15 protein-coding genes are annotated in these 16,957 nt (G+C 69.5%); 10 read left to right on the plus strand and 5 right to left on the minus strand.

Features of this window, described 5'->3' with window-relative positions; translation table 11 throughout:
- Nucleotides 1-91 precede the first annotated feature (91 nt).
- On the minus strand, nt 92-1,552 hold the full coding sequence (locus tag G6032_RS06670; RefSeq protein ID WP_165281360.1) for a DUF2867 domain-containing protein: 1,461 nt from the start codon (nt 1,550-1,552) through the stop codon (nt 92-94).
- Between the two features lie 6 nt (nt 1,553-1,558).
- Nucleotides 1,559-2,032, minus strand: coding sequence for a DUF427 domain-containing protein (locus G6032_RS06675; protein WP_165281361.1), 474 nt, complete (start codon nt 2,030-2,032; stop codon nt 1,559-1,561).
- Nucleotides 2,033-2,176: 144 nt separating this feature from the next.
- On the opposite strand from G6032_RS06675, the gene G6032_RS06680 reads away from it, so the two are divergent.
- The 9 genes from G6032_RS06680 (at nt 2,177) to G6032_RS06720 (ending at nt 12,086) form a co-directional block, all read left to right on the plus strand.
- Nucleotides 2,177-2,689, plus strand: a complete 513-nt coding sequence (locus G6032_RS06680; RefSeq protein WP_346763772.1) for a sigma-70 family RNA polymerase sigma factor — start codon at nt 2,177-2,179, stop codon at nt 2,687-2,689.
- Nucleotides 2,668-3,636, plus strand: coding sequence for a FecR domain-containing protein (locus G6032_RS06685; protein ID WP_165281363.1), 969 nt, complete (start codon nt 2,668-2,670; stop codon nt 3,634-3,636). The genes G6032_RS06680 and G6032_RS06685 overlap by 22 nt, the downstream gene beginning before the upstream one ends.
- Before the next feature lie 79 nt (nt 3,637-3,715).
- Complete coding sequence (locus tag G6032_RS06690; RefSeq protein ID WP_165281364.1) at nt 3,716-6,145, plus strand: TonB-dependent receptor; 2,430 nt, start codon at nt 3,716-3,718, stop codon at nt 6,143-6,145.
- A gap of 67 nt (nt 6,146-6,212) precedes the next feature.
- Complete coding sequence (locus G6032_RS06695; protein WP_165281365.1) at nt 6,213-7,526, plus strand: PepSY-associated TM helix domain-containing protein; 1,314 nt, start codon at nt 6,213-6,215, stop codon at nt 7,524-7,526.
- The gene (locus G6032_RS06700) at nt 7,523-9,652 is read left to right on the plus strand and encodes a carbohydrate binding family 9 domain-containing protein (protein ID WP_165281366.1); all 2,130 of its coding nucleotides are present in this window, start codon (nt 7,523-7,525) and stop codon (nt 9,650-9,652) included. The genes G6032_RS06695 and G6032_RS06700 overlap by 4 nt, the downstream gene beginning before the upstream one ends.
- Before the next feature lie 185 nt (nt 9,653-9,837).
- Complete coding sequence (locus tag G6032_RS06705) at nt 9,838-10,497, plus strand: MotA/TolQ/ExbB proton channel family protein (protein ID WP_240902067.1); 660 nt, start codon at nt 9,838-9,840, stop codon at nt 10,495-10,497.
- Nucleotides 10,466-10,921, plus strand: a complete 456-nt coding sequence (locus G6032_RS06710) for a biopolymer transporter ExbD (protein WP_165281368.1) — start codon at nt 10,466-10,468, stop codon at nt 10,919-10,921. Before G6032_RS06705 ends, G6032_RS06710 begins: the two co-directional genes overlap by 32 nt.
- Nucleotides 10,921-11,328: a biopolymer transporter ExbD gene (locus tag G6032_RS06715; protein ID WP_165281369.1), complete on the plus strand. Its 408-nt coding sequence runs from the start codon at nt 10,921-10,923 to the stop codon at nt 11,326-11,328. The genes G6032_RS06710 and G6032_RS06715 overlap by 1 nt, the downstream gene beginning before the upstream one ends.
- A complete protein-coding gene (locus G6032_RS06720) occupies nt 11,328-12,086 on the plus strand; it encodes an energy transducer TonB (protein WP_165281370.1) in 759 nt (252 codons plus the stop codon). The genes G6032_RS06715 and G6032_RS06720 overlap by 1 nt, the downstream gene beginning before the upstream one ends.
- 29 nt (nt 12,087-12,115) lie before the next feature.
- On the opposite strand, the gene G6032_RS06725 is transcribed toward G6032_RS06720, so the two are convergent.
- The 3 genes from G6032_RS06725 to G6032_RS06735 are packed head-to-tail and all read right to left on the minus strand — an operon-like array spanning nt 12,116 to nt 15,966.
- Complete coding sequence (locus tag G6032_RS06725; RefSeq protein ID WP_165281371.1) at nt 12,116-13,249, minus strand: NAD(P)/FAD-dependent oxidoreductase; 1,134 nt, start codon at nt 13,247-13,249, stop codon at nt 12,116-12,118.
- The gene (locus G6032_RS06730; protein ID WP_165281372.1) at nt 13,242-14,552 is read right to left on the minus strand and encodes a cyclopropane-fatty-acyl-phospholipid synthase family protein; all 1,311 of its coding nucleotides are present in this window, start codon (nt 14,550-14,552) and stop codon (nt 13,242-13,244) included. Before G6032_RS06730 ends, G6032_RS06725 begins: the two co-directional genes overlap by 8 nt.
- 16 nt (nt 14,553-14,568) lie before the next feature.
- Nucleotides 14,569-15,966, minus strand: coding sequence for an MBL fold metallo-hydrolase (locus G6032_RS06735; RefSeq protein ID WP_165281373.1), 1,398 nt, complete (start codon nt 15,964-15,966; stop codon nt 14,569-14,571).
- Between the two features lie 88 nt (nt 15,967-16,054).
- Between G6032_RS06735 and G6032_RS06740 the strand changes: the two genes are divergently transcribed.
- Nucleotides 16,055-16,957, plus strand: a complete 903-nt coding sequence (locus G6032_RS06740) for a complex I NDUFA9 subunit family protein (protein WP_165281374.1) — start codon at nt 16,055-16,057, stop codon at nt 16,955-16,957.

A 16,957-nucleotide genomic window follows, 5' to 3' on the forward strand; every position in this document is an offset into this window, starting at 1 on the left:
GATCCGTCTACACGTGTAATCCAGCCGACTTCGCAGGCATCGACGGGCTAGAGATCGTGCCGGTATCCGTCCCTGCCTGAAGCAGCACCGGCTAGTTCGTAGCCGCCGCTCGCTCGGCCTCCTCCAGCGCTTCCGCCCGCCGCGCGATCTCCGCCACGGCGCCGTTGACCAGCGGGCTGTACAGCGGCAGGTGGCCGTACCAGTACGACAGGCCCCAGAACCCGGCGGGGTGCCAGTAGGAACAGAGCTCCACCACGCGCCGGTCGCCTTTCTCGCGGATGTTGAACTCCTGCAGGCCCGAGCCGGGCGCGCGCATCAGCATCGACAGCGTCAACCGCTCGTTCGGCTTGATGCCGAGGACGCGCCAGCCGTCCACCACGTCGCCCATGCGCAGGGTCTCGGGATCGCGCCGCCCGGTGCGGAAGCTCGGGCCGCCGATCAGCCAGTCGAAGGCGCGGCGCAGCCACCACAGCGGGCGGTACGAAAAGAAATCGCCGTCGCGGCCGAATTGCTGCAGCACCTTGAACAGCGACTCGCGCGACGCGGTGGTTTCCTGCTGGCCGCAGAACTTCTTGGCATAGAAGGAGTACTGCGGGTTCCAGTCGCGGCAGGCGATGGAGCCCTCGACCCAGCGCGCGGGCGTCTGGCGGGTCTTCTCCGCCTCCAGCGTGACGGCGATGGATTCGCGCAGGGTGAGCAGGTGCTGCGGCACGAGCTTGCGCATCTCCGCGTCTTCGCCGACGTAGTCGTGCGCCATGCCCTCGACCAGCGACATGGCGGTGGTCGGCGGCACGGAGGTGACGAAATACAGCCAGTAGCTGGAGAGTCTCGGCGTGAGCACGGGCACGGGAAGCACGAGCGGCTTCTTGCCCACGAACTCGCCGTAGATGTCCATGATCTCCTGGTAGGTGAGGACTTCGGGCCCGGCGATCTCCAGGATGCGGTCGCCTTCGAAGGGCAGGTCCGCGGCCGCGATCGTGTAGGTGAGCACGTTCTCGAGCGCGATCGGCGTGGAGCGGCGGCGCACCCACTTCGGGGTGATCATGAAGGGCAGGTGGTTGACGAGGTCGCGGATGACTTCGAAGGCCGCCGAGCCGGGTCCGACGATCATCGCCGCCTGCAGCTCGATCACCTGGATCGGGCCTTCGCGAAGCGCATCGCCGACGACCATCCGGCCCTCCATGTGCCGCGACCGCTTTTCCTTCGGCATGATGCCGCCGAGGTAGACGATGCGGCGCACGCCTGCGGCCTCGCAGGCCTTGCGCGCGTTCTCGGCGGCGCGGCGCTCGACCGGGACGAAATCGCCGCCGGTCCACATCATGTGCACGAGGTAGTAGACGACGTCCGCGCCCTCGAGCACCGGCGCGAGCGTCTCGGGCTCGAGGACGTCCGCCGACCAGCATTCGACGCCCGGCCACTCGCGGGCTTCGAGCACGGCCTTGTTTCGCGCCACCGCGCGCACGTGCCAGCCGGCCTCGCTCAAGGCCGGCGCCAGGTTGGAGCCCATGTAGCCGCTCGCGCCGAGCACCACGGCGATCTTCGGCGTCGTCATCGCGCCCTACCAGCCACGGGTGCCGGGCCCGCCCTTGAACGGCCCCTTCACCCAGGAGGTGATCCAGCCGCCGTAGAAGTCGCCGTCCTGGGGCTGCACGCGTTCGCCGGCCACGTAGCAGGCCTCGACCCGGCCGGCGTAGAAGGACACGTGATCGCGGATGCGCTCGTCGGTCGGCTCCGGATACGCCCAGCAGACGTCTTCGACGAGCCCGGCCTCGGTGCGCAGGTGCCAGTAGCGCGCCCATCCTTTCCACTCGCAGAAGGTGCGCGTGGCGCTGGGCTCGAGCCGGGAAAAGTCGACGTCCCCCGGCGGGAAGTAATAGCACGGCGGATGGGAGGTCTCGAGCACCCGCAGTCCGTCAGTGGTGGCGGCCAGGATCATGCCTCCATCTTCGACCTTGAGCGGCCAGTCGATTCGCTCGATCCGCGGCGGACGCGGGTACTCCCAGGCGGATTCTTCGGCGGGCAGGGTTGTCATGGCGGAAGGGCTCGTTCACTGGCGACGCATGCACACTATAAACCGCCGCCCGACCCGCCGTTGACCTGTCGACAGCCGCCGGGAACCGCGATAAGATGCAAATGATTCTTGTTTGTGTTGACATCGCCTCCCATGAATACCCGCGTGGACTCCCTGCAAGACGGACATGCTGCCATCGAGCGGGCCTATGTCGATCACCATGGCTGGCTGAGCGGCTGGTTGCAGTCGCGTCTCGGCTGTCCGGACGTGGCCGCCGATCTCACCCAGGACACCTTCCTGCGCGTCATCGCGCGCCGCGAGGAGCTGCGCCGGGCGCCGCTGCGCCAGCCGCGGGCTTTCCTGCGGGTGATCGCCGGCGGGCTCCTGGTGGATCACCTGCGCCGGCGTGACCTGGAGCGTGCTTTTCTCGCCGCGCTCGCCACGCAGCCGGACGCCGAAGCGATGTCGGCCGAGGAGCGCGAGATCCTGCTCGAGACCCTGGACCGGATGGACCTGTTGCTCGACCGGCTGTCCACCCCGGTACGGAAAGCGTTCCTCATGTCACAGCTCGACGGGCTTCGCTATGCCTGCATCGCCCGGCAGATGGGCGTTTCGGAACGCACCGTCAAGCGCTACATGCAACAGGCTTACAGGCAATGCCTCGCGGCGCTGCTCTGAAGCTCGCGTCGGGATCCGACACGATCCTCGACGAGGCCGCGTCGTGGCTCGCGCTGGCGCAGCAGCGATCCCTGGACGACCGCGAGGCGGCCGAGCTGGAAGCCTGGCGCCGGCACAGCGAAGCGCACGAGAAAGCATGGCAGGCCGCCCTCGAGCTGCAGCGCATGTTCGACGGGGTGCCGGCCGAGATCGGCGCGGAGGTGCTCGGGCGCCATCGCAGGGATCGTCGCGCGGTGCTGAAGTCGCTCGCGGTCCTGGCCTTCGCGGCCCCGGCCGGTTATGCGGCCTGGCTGCACGCGCCCCGGTTGACGGCCGATTACCGGACGGCCACCGGCGAGCGCCACGACGTGACACTGCCCGACGGCAGCCGGCTGGCGTTGAACACGGCGTCGGCCGTGCGCCTCGAGTTTTCCGCCGGGGAGCGGCGGCTGGTGCTCGTCGAGGGCGAAATCATGGTCTCGACGAACCCGGACGGCGCCCGCGACGAGCGCGCGTTCATCGTCCAGACGCGACATGGCACGGTCCGCGCCCTGGGGACCCGCTTCACTGTCCGCGACCTCGACGACGGACGCACCCGGGTCGCCGTGTTCGAGCACGCCGTCGCGGTCCGGCCGCTCGGCGCCGCCCAGGCGCATCGCCTGGACGCGGGCGGGACGCTGGTCTTCGATGCGCAGCAGGTGTTCCCGTCCAGGGGCCACGACGAGACCGGGCCCGCCTGGTCTCGCGGGCAGCTCGTCAGCCGCAACCAGCGCCTGGAGGATTTTCTCGCGGAGCTGTCCCGTTACCGGCCCGGCCTCCTGCGCTGCGACCCGGCGGTGGCGGAGCTGCGCCTGTCGGGGGTGTTCCAGCTCGACGACACGGATCGCGTCCTCGAGCTGCTCGGCGAAACGCTGCCCGTGCGGATCGAACGCCGCACCCCGTTCTGGGTCACCGTCGCAGCCCGCTGACCCTTTTTTCGACTTCGTCCGGCATGGTCAATGAAAACGCCAATGATTGGCATTCAGAAACCTACTGGATACCGGAACCATGCAATCGAACGATTTTTTCTCGCTCCTCAAGTCCTCCGCCGCACTGGTGGCGGCCATGCTGCTCGGCGCGGTGACCACCCTGGCGTCGCCGGGATCGGCCCTCGCCCAGGAGGCCTCGGCCCAGGCGCCCGCGGGCGGCGCCCAGCAACTCTTCTCGATTCCGGCGGGTCCGCTGGGCGAGTCGCTGAACCGCCTGGCCAGCGAGGCGGGCTTCAGCCTGTCCTACGCACCTGAGCTGGTGGCCGGGAAACAGGCCCCCGCGCTGCAGGGCGAGTACACGCCCGAGAACGCCTTGCGCGTGCTGCTCGCCGGCAGCGGCGTGACGTACCGTTTCACCGGGCCTGGCAGCGTCGTGTTGTCGGCCGCACCCGCCGGGCCGATGATGGTGGATGCGATTCGCGTGGAAGGCTGGCGACCCTCGCGCAACGTCGGCTACCGGCCGGACTGGGTCAGCTCCGCGAGCAAGACCGATGCGCCCCTGATCGAAACGCCCGCCTCCGTCGCGGTGGTTCCCGAGGCGGTGATCCGCGACCAGAACGCGCGTACCGTCGAGGAAGCCCTGCGTAACGTCGCGGGTGTCGGCGCCGGCGCCAACGCCGCCAACGTGTCGGTGCAGGAATCGTTCTCCATCCGCGGCTTCAACTCCCTGCTGATCCGGGTCAACGGCGTGCAGCGGCGCTCCACCGGCCCGCTGAGCCTGGCCAACGTCGAGAGCGTCGAGGTTCTGAAGGGACCGTTCTCGGTGCTCTACGGCGACCTCGCGCCCGGCGGTTTCGTCAACATCCAGACCAAGCGCCCCCAGCAGGAGGCGGCGGCGTCCCTGTCGCTCGGCGGCAGCGCCGTGAGTTCCGGCAGCGAAGGCTTCGGCAGCATCGACTTCACCGGGCCGATCGGCGACGGCGGACAGCTGCTGTATCGCTTCATCGCCTCGGCCGAGGGCGGCGACACCTTCGTCGACACCGCGGAGCGCGAGCAGTACTTCATCGCGCCGTCGCTGTCGTATCTCGGCGCCGACGACCGGCTGCGGCTCGACCTCGACCTGAGCTACCTGAAGAACGACGAGAGCTTCCTGTTCGGCATCCCGACGCGGGACGGTCGCCCGGATGCGCGGATTCCGCTCGATGCGCAGCTCGGCAGCAGCGAGAACGCGAAGCTCACCGAGGATTACAGCGCGGAGCTGCGCGGCACCTACGAGGTCTCGGACAACACGCGCATCGACAGCGCGCTGACCTGGCACCTGACCGATCATTTCTCCTATGCCCTGCGTCCCTTCGGCAGCCTCGGACAGATCGTCGCCGACGACGATACCGTGCGGCGCAGCGTGAGCCTGCGCAGCTACGAGTCCACCGACCTGCAGTTCGAGACGAACCTGGTCCACGAGTTCGCCTGGGGCGACAGCGACTGGCGACTGTTGTTCGGCGCGGACATCCGCCGCACCGAGTTCGACCACGCCGGCCGCGGCTTCGCCAACATCGCCAATTTCGATTTCGTGAACGTCCTGGAGCCGAACACGGGCGTCTCGCTGCCGCCGACCGATGACCCGGCGTTCTCGTTCTTCGACCGGGCCACGCAAACCACCGACACCTTCGGCTTCTACACGCAGGCCGAAGTGTGGGTGACGGAGCAGCTCAAGCTGCTCGCCGGGCTGCGCTACACCGAGCTCGAGTACGTCTACGAGGATGCCTTCCCGTTCCGCTTCGAGGAGAACCCGGACAACGTCGATCCGCGCCTGGGCCTGCTGTACAAGCTCACCCCGGCCGCCTCCGTCTATCTCAGCTACAGCTCCTCCTTCGAGCAGTCCTTCAGTTTCGACGAGGCCAACAGCGACCCGCTGGAAGCCACGCAGTTCGAGGCGGGCTACAAGCACGACTTCCTCGATGGCGCCCTGTCGACGACGTTCTCCGTCTACGAGCTGGTGCAGAAGAACCTGGTCACGACGAATCCGGACACGCTGCTCGACGAGCAGATCGGCGAGGCCCGCTCGCGCGGTTTCGAGGCCGGGCTCGGCGGGCAGCTCTCGCCGCGGACAAGCATCACGGCCAGCTACGCCTTTCTCGACAACGAGATCACGCAAGACAACAACGGCTTCGAGGGCAATCGCCTGCCCAACACGCCGGAGCACGAGGCGAGCCTCTGGGTGAACCACGCGCTGTTCGATCGCGCCTCGGGGCGCCTCGAGGCGGGCGCGGGCGTCTTTTACGAGGGCGAGCGTTTCACCGGCAGCCGCAACACCGTGCCGCTGCCCAGCTACACGACGGTCGATGCCGCGCTGAGCTACAGCTTCAAGAGCGGCGGGCGACCGATGGCGCTGCAGGGCGGCGTGCGCAACCTGCTCAACGAGGACTATTTCGTCAGCGGCTTCGGCGAAGGGATCGCGTTCGCCGGCACGCCGCGCACCATCTACCTGCGACTGGACATGACGCTCTGATGGCAGGACCTTCGGGCGCCGTATACGCAGGCGCGGCTCTCGGGCCGCGCCTGCTTCATTACCGGCCGTGACGCGGGCGCGACTGTTTTTCCTGGTCCACAGCTGCACCGGCGTGGCGGCCGGCCTGGTGCTGTTCGTCATCTGCTGGAGCGGCACGTTCGCCGTGTTCGCGCACGAGTTCGACTGGCTGGTCACGCCGCAGGCGCGTGTGCAACCCGGCGCAGAACAGCGCAGCTGGGACGAATGGCTGCAGGCCGTGCGCGAGGCGCACCCGGAGGCCGAGATCTTCGGCATCGAAGCGCCCCGCTATGCGCGCAGCGCCGCGACGGCGCTCATCGTGGACGCGCGCGGCCAGTCGCGCTTCGTCTACGTCGACCCGTATCGCGCCACCGTCCTCGGGGACAGCAGCACGTACACCCTGCACCGCTTCCTGCGCAACCTGCACATGTCGTTCTTCATGGCTTCGGCGGGCATCTACGTCGTCTCCGTGTTCGCCCTGTTCCTGTTGCTGTCGATGGTCTCGGCGCTGTATTTCTACCGGCGCTGGTGGCGCCGCTTCCTGTTCATGCCGCGCGGCCGGGGACACGCTTACTGGAGCGGGCTGCACCGGACGACGGGCTTATGGTCACTGCTGTTCGTGCTGCTGATCGGCCTGACCAGCGTCTGGTACGCGGCCGAATTGCTGCGGGTCGACGTGATCGACGGCAAGTTCAGCCATGCCGGCGCCGGGGATTCCGCGGTCCTCCAGATCCCTGCGCCGGCCTCCGCATCGGCCCCGGCACTGCCGCTGTCGACGCTGCTCGAAAAGGCCCGCGCGGCGCGCCCGGACCTGGCGATCCGCCAGATCGGCTTCGGCTTCTACCACGAGGGCGCCCTGTACCTGGAAGGCCAGGCCGGCCACGTGCTGGTGCGCGACCGCGCCAACCAGCTGCACCTCGACATGCAGACCGGCGAGGTGCTCTACGACCAGTCGGCCGGCCGGCTGCCGTTGTACTGGCGGTGGTCGGAGACCGCCGACCCGCTGCACTTCGGCGACTTCGCCGGCCTGTGGAGCAAGTCGCTGTGGTTTTTGTTCGGCGTCATGCTGTGCGGGCTGATCCTCACCGGCGCGTGGCTGCACGCCGGGCGCCTCCACCGGGACGCCGACCAGCGCTACCGCTGGCGCGTCATGCCGGCGGCGCTGGCGGCCTCTGCCGGGCTGTTCGCGCTGGCCGCGTACGCCGGCGTCGACCAGGCGGCCATCTATGGCTACACCGAGGACGGCGTGCAGCGGCTTCCGGACCTGTTGCCGGGCGTGCGATGGGCGATGGTGAGCTGGCTGTCGCTCACGCTGGTTATCATCGGCGCCTGGCTGTGGTTGCTGGGCAGGATTCGTTCATGAAGATCCTCGCACGGTGTGTGGCGCTGCTGGCGGGGCTGCTGGCTGGAGCGGACGCGGCGGACGCGACGCCGGGCGCGCGCCTCGCCGCTGACGAGCGCCTGCGCCTCGACGGCGTGCTGGACGAGGCCGCGTGGCAGCGCGCCGCGGCGCTCGACGACCTGCGCCAGAGCCAACCCGTCCCCGGGGCGCCCGGCACCCAGCGCACGGTCGTGCGGCTGGCCTGGGACGATGCGAATCTCTTCGTTGCGGTCGAGGCCTTCGACACCGAGCCGGGCCGGATCGTGGCGCGACAGATGCAGCGCGACAGCGAGCTGTTCTTCGACGACCACGTCACCGTCGTGCTGGATCCCCACGGGCGCGGCCGCGAGGGCTACCTGTTTCGCGTCAACCCGCTCGGCGCGCGCAGCGACGCGATGATCTTCGAAGGCCAGGAGCAGGACGGCGACTGGGACGGCCGCTGGCGCGCCGCGACGCGCGTGCACGAGGCGGGCTGGACGGCGGAGATCGCCATCCCGTTCACCACGCTGTCGGTCGACACGAACACGGCGGCGTGGGGCGTCAACGTGGAACGGCGGGTCGCGCGCAGCAACGAGCGCGTGCGCCTGGCGGGCGACCTGCGGGAAACGCCGATCAGCTCGCTGGCCGAGCTGCTGACGCTGAGCGGCATCCAGGTTGCGTCGCCCGGCCTCGGGCTGCGGCTGGAGCCCTACCTCGTGCTGCGTGAGTCCTTCGACCATGCAGGCGACGACAGCCGGAGCGAGCTCTCGCCCGGGATCGACATGTTCTACCGGGTCACTCCGGCGATCACGGCCGCGTTGACCATCAACACGGATTTCGCCGAAGCCGAGGTCGACGAACAGCGCGTCAACCTGACCCGCTTTCCGCTGTTCTTTCCCGAGAAGCGCGAGTTCTTCCTGCAGGACACGGCCCTGTTCCGCTTCGCGGGGCTGGGACAATCGCCGCTGCCCTTCTTCTCCCGCCGCATCGGCCTGGACGAGGCCGGCAACCCGGTCGATATCGACGTGGGCGGCAAGCTCTCGGGCCGCCAGGGACGCCTCGCTTTCGGCACGCTGGGAGCCCGCGTGGCTGCAGGCCCGAACACGCCCGCGGCGACGCTGGGCGTGGCGCGCGCCGCCTACGAGCTCGCGCCGGGACTGTCGGCGGGCGTCATCGGCACGGCCGGCGATCCCCGCGCGGACCGTGACGCGCATACGCTCGGCGCGGACCTGCAGTACCGCAACAGCGATGTCGCCGGCACGGGCAGGTCGCTCTACACCGAGGCCTGGTGGCAGGACACCCACACCGAGGGATTGCCGGGGGGCGGCGCCTGGGGCTTCGCCGTCGACTACCCGAACACGGGCCCGACCGCCAACGCCCGTTTCAACCACATCGACGAGGACTACGATCCGGCCCTCGGTTTCGTCTTCCAGACCGGTATCCGCGAGGGCTTCGGCGAGCTTGGCTACTGGCTGCGCCCGGCCGGCTACGACGCCGTGATTCCGGAGTTCGACTGGGTGGTGCGAGAGCGCTTCGACGGCGGGCTGGAATACGTGCTGTACAACCCCGAGGTGTACGTCGAGAACCGCGCCGGCGATTACGTGTTCCCCGAGCTGCGCTTCGAACGGGAGCGGCTGTTCGAACCTTTCGAGATCCTGCCGGGCATCGTCATCCCGGCCGGCGACTATCGCTATAACCGCGCCGTGCTCAGCGCAGGCACCAGCCGCGATCGCGCTCTCTCGGTCGAAGCCTCGGTGCTCGCCGGGGACTATTTCACCGGGCAGCGGCGCGACTACGAGCTCGAGTTCCTCTGGCAGCCCACCCAGCGCTACAACATCGCCCTGGAGTACGAAGTCACCGACATCGACCTGCCGGAGGGGCGTTTCATCGTGCGCGTCACGGAGGCCGACCTGAACGTCAACTTCAGCACGCGCCTGGTGCTCAATCTCACCGCGCAGCATGACAACGTTTCCGAGCGGCTCGGGCTGAACGGCCGCCTGCGCTGGAGCTTCGCGGAACATCACGACCTGTTCCTGGTCGTGAATCATGATCTCAGCACGCTCGACGACGATTTCCGGCGGCTGAACACGGAGACCATCGCGAAAGTGGCGCTGAGCGTGGCGCTCTGATGATATGGCGACACTTGATGATTAACGACCCTGCGACGGCGGGGCCAACGACAGAAAGGCCTGGTGTGATGCGATCAGTTATTTTTACAGCCTGTTTTCTTGCCGCCCTCTCCCCGCGCGTGGCGAAGGCCGAGGGTCCCGTCGCGGACATCGCGTCGTTCTTCGACACCGGCGGGCCGGTCGTCATGATCCTGCTGGGCATGTCGGTGCTGGCGCTGACGCTGGTGCTGCTCAAGCTGATCCAGTTCCGGCGCTGCCGCGTCGGCGCGACGAGGCCGGCGCGGGAAGCGCTCGCCCTGTGTCGCGCCGGCCGGACGGAGGAAGCGATCGAGCGGGCGGCGGCCAGCCCCGACCCGACGTCGCAGGCGCTGGCGCGCGCCTTGCGCGGGCAGCAACGCGCCCTGGCCGAACCGGTGGTCCGCGAGGAAGTGCTCCGTTACGGGAGCAACGTGCTGTTCGAACTGCGTCGCGGCCTGCGGCCGCTGGAAGTCATCGGCTCGCTGGCGCCGCTGCTCGGGCTGCTGGGCACGGTGCTGGGCATGATCGAGGCCTTCCGCCAGCTCGAGGCGGCCGGCAACCAGGTGAACCCGGCGATCCTGTCGGGAGGCATCTGGGAGGCGCTCCTGACCACGGCCGTCGGCCTGTGCGTGGCCATTCCCGTGGTCGCCGTGCTGAACTGGCTGGAGCGGCGCGTGGATCACCTGGCGCACGAAATGGACGACGTGGTGACGCAGGCCTTCACCGTGGATCTCGGCGAAGGCGCGCCGGCCGCGCAGCCGGCGACGTTCCCGCACGACACCGGAAGGACGGTTCATGCAGCCTCCCTCGCGACTCGCCACGCCTAGGTTCGCCGCGGGCGCCGGGCGACGGCGCGCCGTGATCAGCCTGACGCCACTGGTGGACGTGGTGTTCATCCTGCTCGTGTTCTTCATGCTGGCGTCGAGCTTCCTCGACTGGCGCTACGTGACGATGGACACTCCGGCGGCGCGGGCCGCGGCGCCGCCGAGCGATGTGCCGGCCCTGGTCCTCGTCGTGAGCCGCGACGGCATACTGCTCGAGGATACGGCGGTGAGCGCGGCCGAGGCGATCGCTGCCGCGGACCGGCACCTGGCGCAACACCCGGATGTCGCGGTGCGGCTGCAGCCTGCGGGGGACACGCCGCTGCAGGCGGTGATGGACGTGCTCGATGCGCTCTCGGCCGCCGGGCTCGAACCGCTCAAGCTGGTGCGCGATCCCGCCTGGCAGGACGACCGGGAGGCGATGGACTGATGCATTTCCCCGAGCGCCGTCCCGACCCGACCGAGGAACGCATCCTGCCGCTGATCAACGTGGTGTTCCTGCTGCTGATCTTCTTCATGCTGGCGGGCACCCTCACGGTCCGCGAGCCTTTCGAAGTGGCCGCGCCGGCGTCCTCCAGCGAGACCCGTCCCGAGCCCGAGCCGCTGCGCCTGCTGCTCGGCGCCGACGGGCGGCTGGCCCTGGAAGGCGAAGTGCTGCGGGAGGCCGAGGCGCTGGAGGCCCTGGCGGCGGCGCTGGCCGAAGATCCGGCGCTGCGCGTCGAACTCAAGGCCGATGCCGGAACCCCGGGCAACCGGGTGGTGGCGTTGCTGGAAGCCCTGCACGCCGCCGGGCTGGAGAAAGTCTCCCTCATGACGCAGGCCCGGGGGGAAGACTGATGGGCCTGGGGCGCCGTCATTACCTGCTGGCCTGCCTGGTGGCGCTCGGCCTGCACCTGGCCGTGGCGGCGGTCATGCTCTGGCGCCCGGCCCCGCCGCCGGGCCAGGCGATGGCGGCCGGTACGGGCGGCATCGAGATCTCGCTCGGCCCGGCGGGGCGCGCGACGGGCAGCCCCGAGAGCCGGGAGGAAGAGGAGACGGAAAGCCCGGAGCCCGAACCCGAACCGGAGCCTGAGCCTGAGCCTGAGCCTGAGCCTGAGCCCGAGCCTGAGCCTGAGCCTGAGCCGGAGCCCCTGCCGGAACCCGACCCGGTGCCGCAGCCCGTGACCGAGCCGACGGCCGAAACGCCGGCCGAACGACCGCTGACCGCTCAGCCGGCGCCCGTGACCGGCGCTGCAGACCGGGACGGTACCCGCGATGCCGACGAGACCGGCAGCGGCGATGCCACGGCCGGTGGCGGGCTGCCGGGCTCGAGCCGCGACTACGCGGCGACGGTGCTGGCCTGGCTCGAACGGCACAAGGAGTACCCGCGTCGCGCGCGACTCCGTCGCCAGGAAGGCAGGGCGATGCTGTATTTCGTGGTCGATCGCAGCGGCGCGGTGCTCGAGTACCGGCTGCAGAGTTCCAGCAACCACCCGGCCCTCGACGACGAGGTCCTGGCGATGATCGAGCGCGCAAAGCCCTTGCCGCCCATGCCCGACGACATTGACCGTGATCGCCTTGAGATGATCGTGCCCGTGGAGTTCTTCCTGCGCTGATCTCGTGAGGCCGGATCAGGGAGTGGAACTCAAAGCCCGATCGCGGCCTGTCCCGGCACGGCGTGCAGGAACCATCGCTCGGTGACGACCCGACGGGTGAACCAGCGATTGCGCATCAATGCTGGCGCCAGCGCGTGCTTGAGCCACTCGGGCACGGCGCGTTGCGGCTGGTCGCCGCGCCGGCCGAAGTGCGCGCGCAAGGCCCGCTCGTAGTCGCCGGCCGCGCCTTCGTCGGCACCATTCGTCCTTGCGCCATGCCGCAGCAGCGCCCGCGCCGCGAGCAGCGCCGACTCGACCGCCGGGCGGATTCCCTCGCCGCTTTGGGTGTACGCGAGTCCCGCCGCGTCGCCGATCAGCAGGCAGCCCGGCCCCGCCAGCGGGCGGCGTGCGTGGCCGTACAGCAGGTAGGCATGTCCCTTGAATCGTGCCGGCAGGTCCGCCGGGATCCGTCCCGCCGACTGCATGGCCGCGACGAACTCGTCGAGGTGTTCGGCGAGGCGATGATGGTCTTCGCGCCCGAGCCCGATGTTGAGGTAGTCGCCCTTGCGGAACACCCAGCCGTAGCCCTTGAGATCGCGGCAGAACCAGAGCTCCGGGACTTCACCGCGCACCTTGCAGGCCGCAGCATCGGACGGGCTCATGCGGAACTCGATCTCCTTGGCCGTGACCGCGAGCTCGTGGCCGCCCGGCCCGTCGCCGAGGTGGGTCGCCACGGGGCAGAAATGACCGCCCGCACCCACCAGCCACGGCGCCCGGTAGCGCTCGTTGACATGCCACCGGCCGTCCTCGCGGACCATCTCGCGGGCCTGTTCGCCGAGCGCGGTCTCGACGCCGCTGTGCTGCAGGAGGTAATGATCGAACTCGCAGCGCCGGATGCCGTAGCTCACCGGCTCGTCGCCGTGCCGGTTCTCGCAGGCCGGCTCGCCCATCAGGCCGATGCGAAAGCCGTGGATCGGCTGCAACACGCGCCCCTGCGCGTAATCCGCGCGGTCCACCTGCAGGGCGTCGAACACCGCGGGCGTCACCCATCCGGCGCAGGTCTTGTCGCGGGGAAACTCGGCCTTGTCGAGCAGCAGCACGCGCCAGCCGCCGTCCCGCAACGCGCGGCCCATGGTCGAGCCGGCCGGCCCGCCGCCGACCACGATGGCGTCGTAGTCACGCATCCAGCGGGACCGCGGCCGAGGCATACAGGTCCCGCCGCGTGGCCGGCACCCGGTTGCTCTCGCCGGGCGCGAACACCACCTGGAACAGCTGCAGCGTGCCGGCGATGAAGGCCGCACGCGCGCCCGCCAGGTAGAGCGTCCAGGCGCGGGCGAACTCGTCGTCGTAGTCGGCACGCACGGCGTCGCGCGCAGCAAGGTAGCGCGCCTGCCAGTGCCGCAGGGTCTCGGCGTAGTGCAGCCGCAGGTTCTCGACGTCGAGCACGGAGAATCCGCCCTCTTCGAACAGGCGCATCAGCTCGGTGATCGACGGCACGTGGGTGCCGGGGAAGATGCGTTTCTCGATCCAGGCGTTGACGGGCGCGGGGCGATTGCGGCCGATCGTGTGAATCAGTCCCAGCCCGCCGGGCGCGAGGGTGCGCTCGATGGCCTCGGCCAATGCACCGTAGTTCGCCGGGCCGACATGTTCGAGCATGCCGACCGAGACGAAGGCGTCGCAGCGCCCTTCGATGTTGCGGTAGTCGTCCTCGACGTATTCGACGCGATCCTCGAGGCCTTCGCGCGCCGCCTGCTCGCGGGCCCAGGCGACCTGCTCGCGCGAGATGTTCCAGGCCCGCACATGCACGCCGTAATGCTTCGCCATGTAGCGCGCGAGGCCACCCCAGCCGCAGCCCGCCTCGATCACCTGCTGGCCCGGCTGGAGGCGCAGCTTGCGGCACACGTGCTCGAGCTTGGCGAGCTGGGCCTGCTCGAGACTGAGCTCGCGGGTCTCGAAATACGCGCAGGTGTATTGCATGGCCGCGGTGTCCAGCCACCGCCGGTAGAACGCGTTGCCGAGGTCGTAGTGGCGGTGGATGTTGTGACGGGCATCACCGAGTCCGGCACCGTTGCGCGGCGGGTCGCGCCACAGGGCGGTGAGCCAGCCGGGCCACGCGCCGCGCATCCGGCCGATGTGCCGGTAGAGTTCGACGAGCAACTCGGTCAGGTCGCCGTGCACCTCGAGCCGTCCGCGGCTGTACAGCTCGCCGAAGCCGATGTTCGGGTGGCGCAGCAATTCGTACAGCGCGCGGCGGTCGTTCAGCACCAGCGTGAAGCGCGCGGCCGGAGCGCCGACCGCGAATCCGTCCCAGAGGCGCAGCCGGACCGGCGGCCCGCCGGCAAGCTGGTGCAGGCGCTGCAGCAAGGCACGCTCCGCCAGCGTCGCGGGCCGGCTGCCCGATGCGGCCGGGGCGACCTTCGCTGCGGGTGATGTCTGCTGCAGATCTCGTGGCGGGGGCCGCCCGGGCCGGGTACTTTCGCGTCGCATGTCCACCTCCTGTGTCTCAGGCCGCCTCGGTCTCGAGGCCGGCGCTCTCCCATCCCGTCATGCCTCCCAGCACGTTGACCACGCTTTCGTAGCCGCGCCGTTGCAACAGGCTGGCGATGACCGAGGACCGATAGCCGCTGCCGCAGATGACGGCGATCTGCGGGCCTCGCGGGATCTCGTCGAGGCGGTCCGGCACCTCGCCGCCACTGATGTGCGTGGCCCCCGGCACGTGGCCGGCCGACCATTCCGCGGGCTGGCGCACGTCGAGCACGAACAGCTCGCCATCGCGGGCCATCACCCGGCACAATTCGAAGATCGTCCACTGGGGCAGCCCCGCGATGTCACGCCCGTGCGTGCGCCATGCCTTCATGCCGCCGGCCAGCCAGCCGCTGGGCATGTCGTAACCGATGCGCAGCAGTTGCCAGTAGAGTTCCGGCAATTCCTCCGGGTGCTCCACCACCAGGAGGGTGCGCGCCCCGTCGGGCAGCACGGTGCCGGCCCAAGTGGGGAAGGAGGAACCGGAGGACACGTTCAACGCGCGCGGAATGTGCGCGGAGAAGGCCTCGGGCGAGCGGCAGTCGAGGATGTAGTAGCCGTCCTCGCGACCCAGCCGCTCGAATGCTTCAGGCTGCAGCGCGGGCGGGGCCGCCAGCATGCCGAGCAGCGGCGGCCCCTCCATGTTCTGCCGGCGCATGCGGCGCCAGTAGGGCGGCACGGTGGGCAAATCGCCGAGGTCCAGGCAGTTGGCGACGAAGCCCTCGGCATCGGCCAGCTGCGCGAGCTGGCGGTTCATGCGCCGCTCGTAGCCGATGGTCGTGGAAAGCATGCTGCCGATGCTGCCGCCGCACAGGGAGCCGGCGACGTGCGTCGGGTAGACCTGCACGTGATCGGGAAGGCGCAGGATCTTCTCCTGCAGCGTGTGACAGAATTCCCGTGCCCCTTCGCGTGCAGCCGCCTCGCCGCCGAGCAGGTCCGGCCGCGCGATGTCGTCCACCAGCAATGCGCCGCCCGACAGCAACAGCGCCGGTTCGTGTCCGCGCGCGCGGTCGAACACCAGGAGTGAGATGTGCTCCGGCGTGTGGCCCGGCGTGTGCAGCACCTCGATCTCGACCTCGCCCATCTGCAGGCGCTCGCCGTCGTCCATGTAGCGCACCGGGTAGGCGAGCTCGGCGCGCCCGCCGGCGAGCAATTGCACCTCGCCCCGGGCGGGGAGTTCGCAGATCCCTGACAGGTAGTCGTTGTGCTGGTGGGTGTCGGCTGCATACGCGAGGCGCATGCCGTGGCGTTGCGCGGTATCGAAGTAGCCGTCGACGTCCCGGCGCACATCCAGCACCAGTGCCTCGCCGGTGTCCTCGGCGCCGATGAAGTACGAGGCATGACCCAGGCTCTCTTCGTAGAATTGCTTGAAAATCATTGCCCTCTTCCCTCCTCCGAGCGCGGCTGATGACACCCCCTGATCTGAGACTAGACTAAGAACGAGGGGCGTGAAGTAAGGGGCGACCATGAGCCAGGGAATCATCAGTGTCTTCGGCGGCACGGGCTTTCTGGGCGACAACATCGCCCGGGCGCTGGTGACGTCGGGCTACCCTGTCCGGATCGTGGCGCGGCACCCGGCACGCCCCGGCTGGGCGCGGGAAAACCACGAGATCGAGCTGGAAAAGGCCGATATCCGTGACGAAGCCGGTGTCGAGCGCGCCGTGGCGGGTGCTGCGGCCGTGGTCAACGCGGTCAGCCTGTACGTGGAGTCCGGCGGCCGGGACACTTTCGAGGCGATGCATGTCCAGGGCGCCCGGCAGCTGGCCCGTGCGGCCCGTGACGGCGGGGCCAGCCGTTTCGTGCTGGTCTCCGGGATCGGGTCCGACAAGCAGTCACCGTCGCACTACATCCGTGCCCGCGCCCAGGGCGAGGAGGTCGTGCGTGAAGCGTTCCCCGGTGCGACGATCGTCCGCCCGAGCGTCATTTTCGGGCGTGGCGACGCATTCCTGTCCGCGCTGGTGCGCGTCACCCGTGCTCCCGTCGTGCCGTTGTTCGGCCATGGGGAAACCCGCCTCCAGCCCGTGTGGGTGCGCGATGTGGCCAGGGCCGTGGCGGCGATCATCCGCGGGCGTGGCGGGGATGAAGAAGTGTTCGAGCTGGGCGGCACGATCTATCGCTACCGCAAGGTGGTGGAGATGGTGCTCGAGGCGCTGGGCCGGCGCCGCCTGCTGCTGCCCGTGCCCTTCGCCTTGTGGCGCGGCGGGGCGACTTTGCTGCAGCCGCTGCCCAACCCGCCGCTGACGCGCGACCAGGCGCTCATGATGCAGTGGGACAACGTGGTCAACGGCACGCGAGGCACATTCCAGGATCTCGGCCTGGCGCCCAGTTCGTTGCGCGAACGAATCGGGGAAATCCTCGCGCCCCGTTGA

Origin of the sequence: Wenzhouxiangella sp. XN24 (genome assembly GCF_011064545.1) — a bacterium.
Lineage (GTDB): Bacteria > Pseudomonadota > Gammaproteobacteria > Steroidobacterales > XN24 > XN24.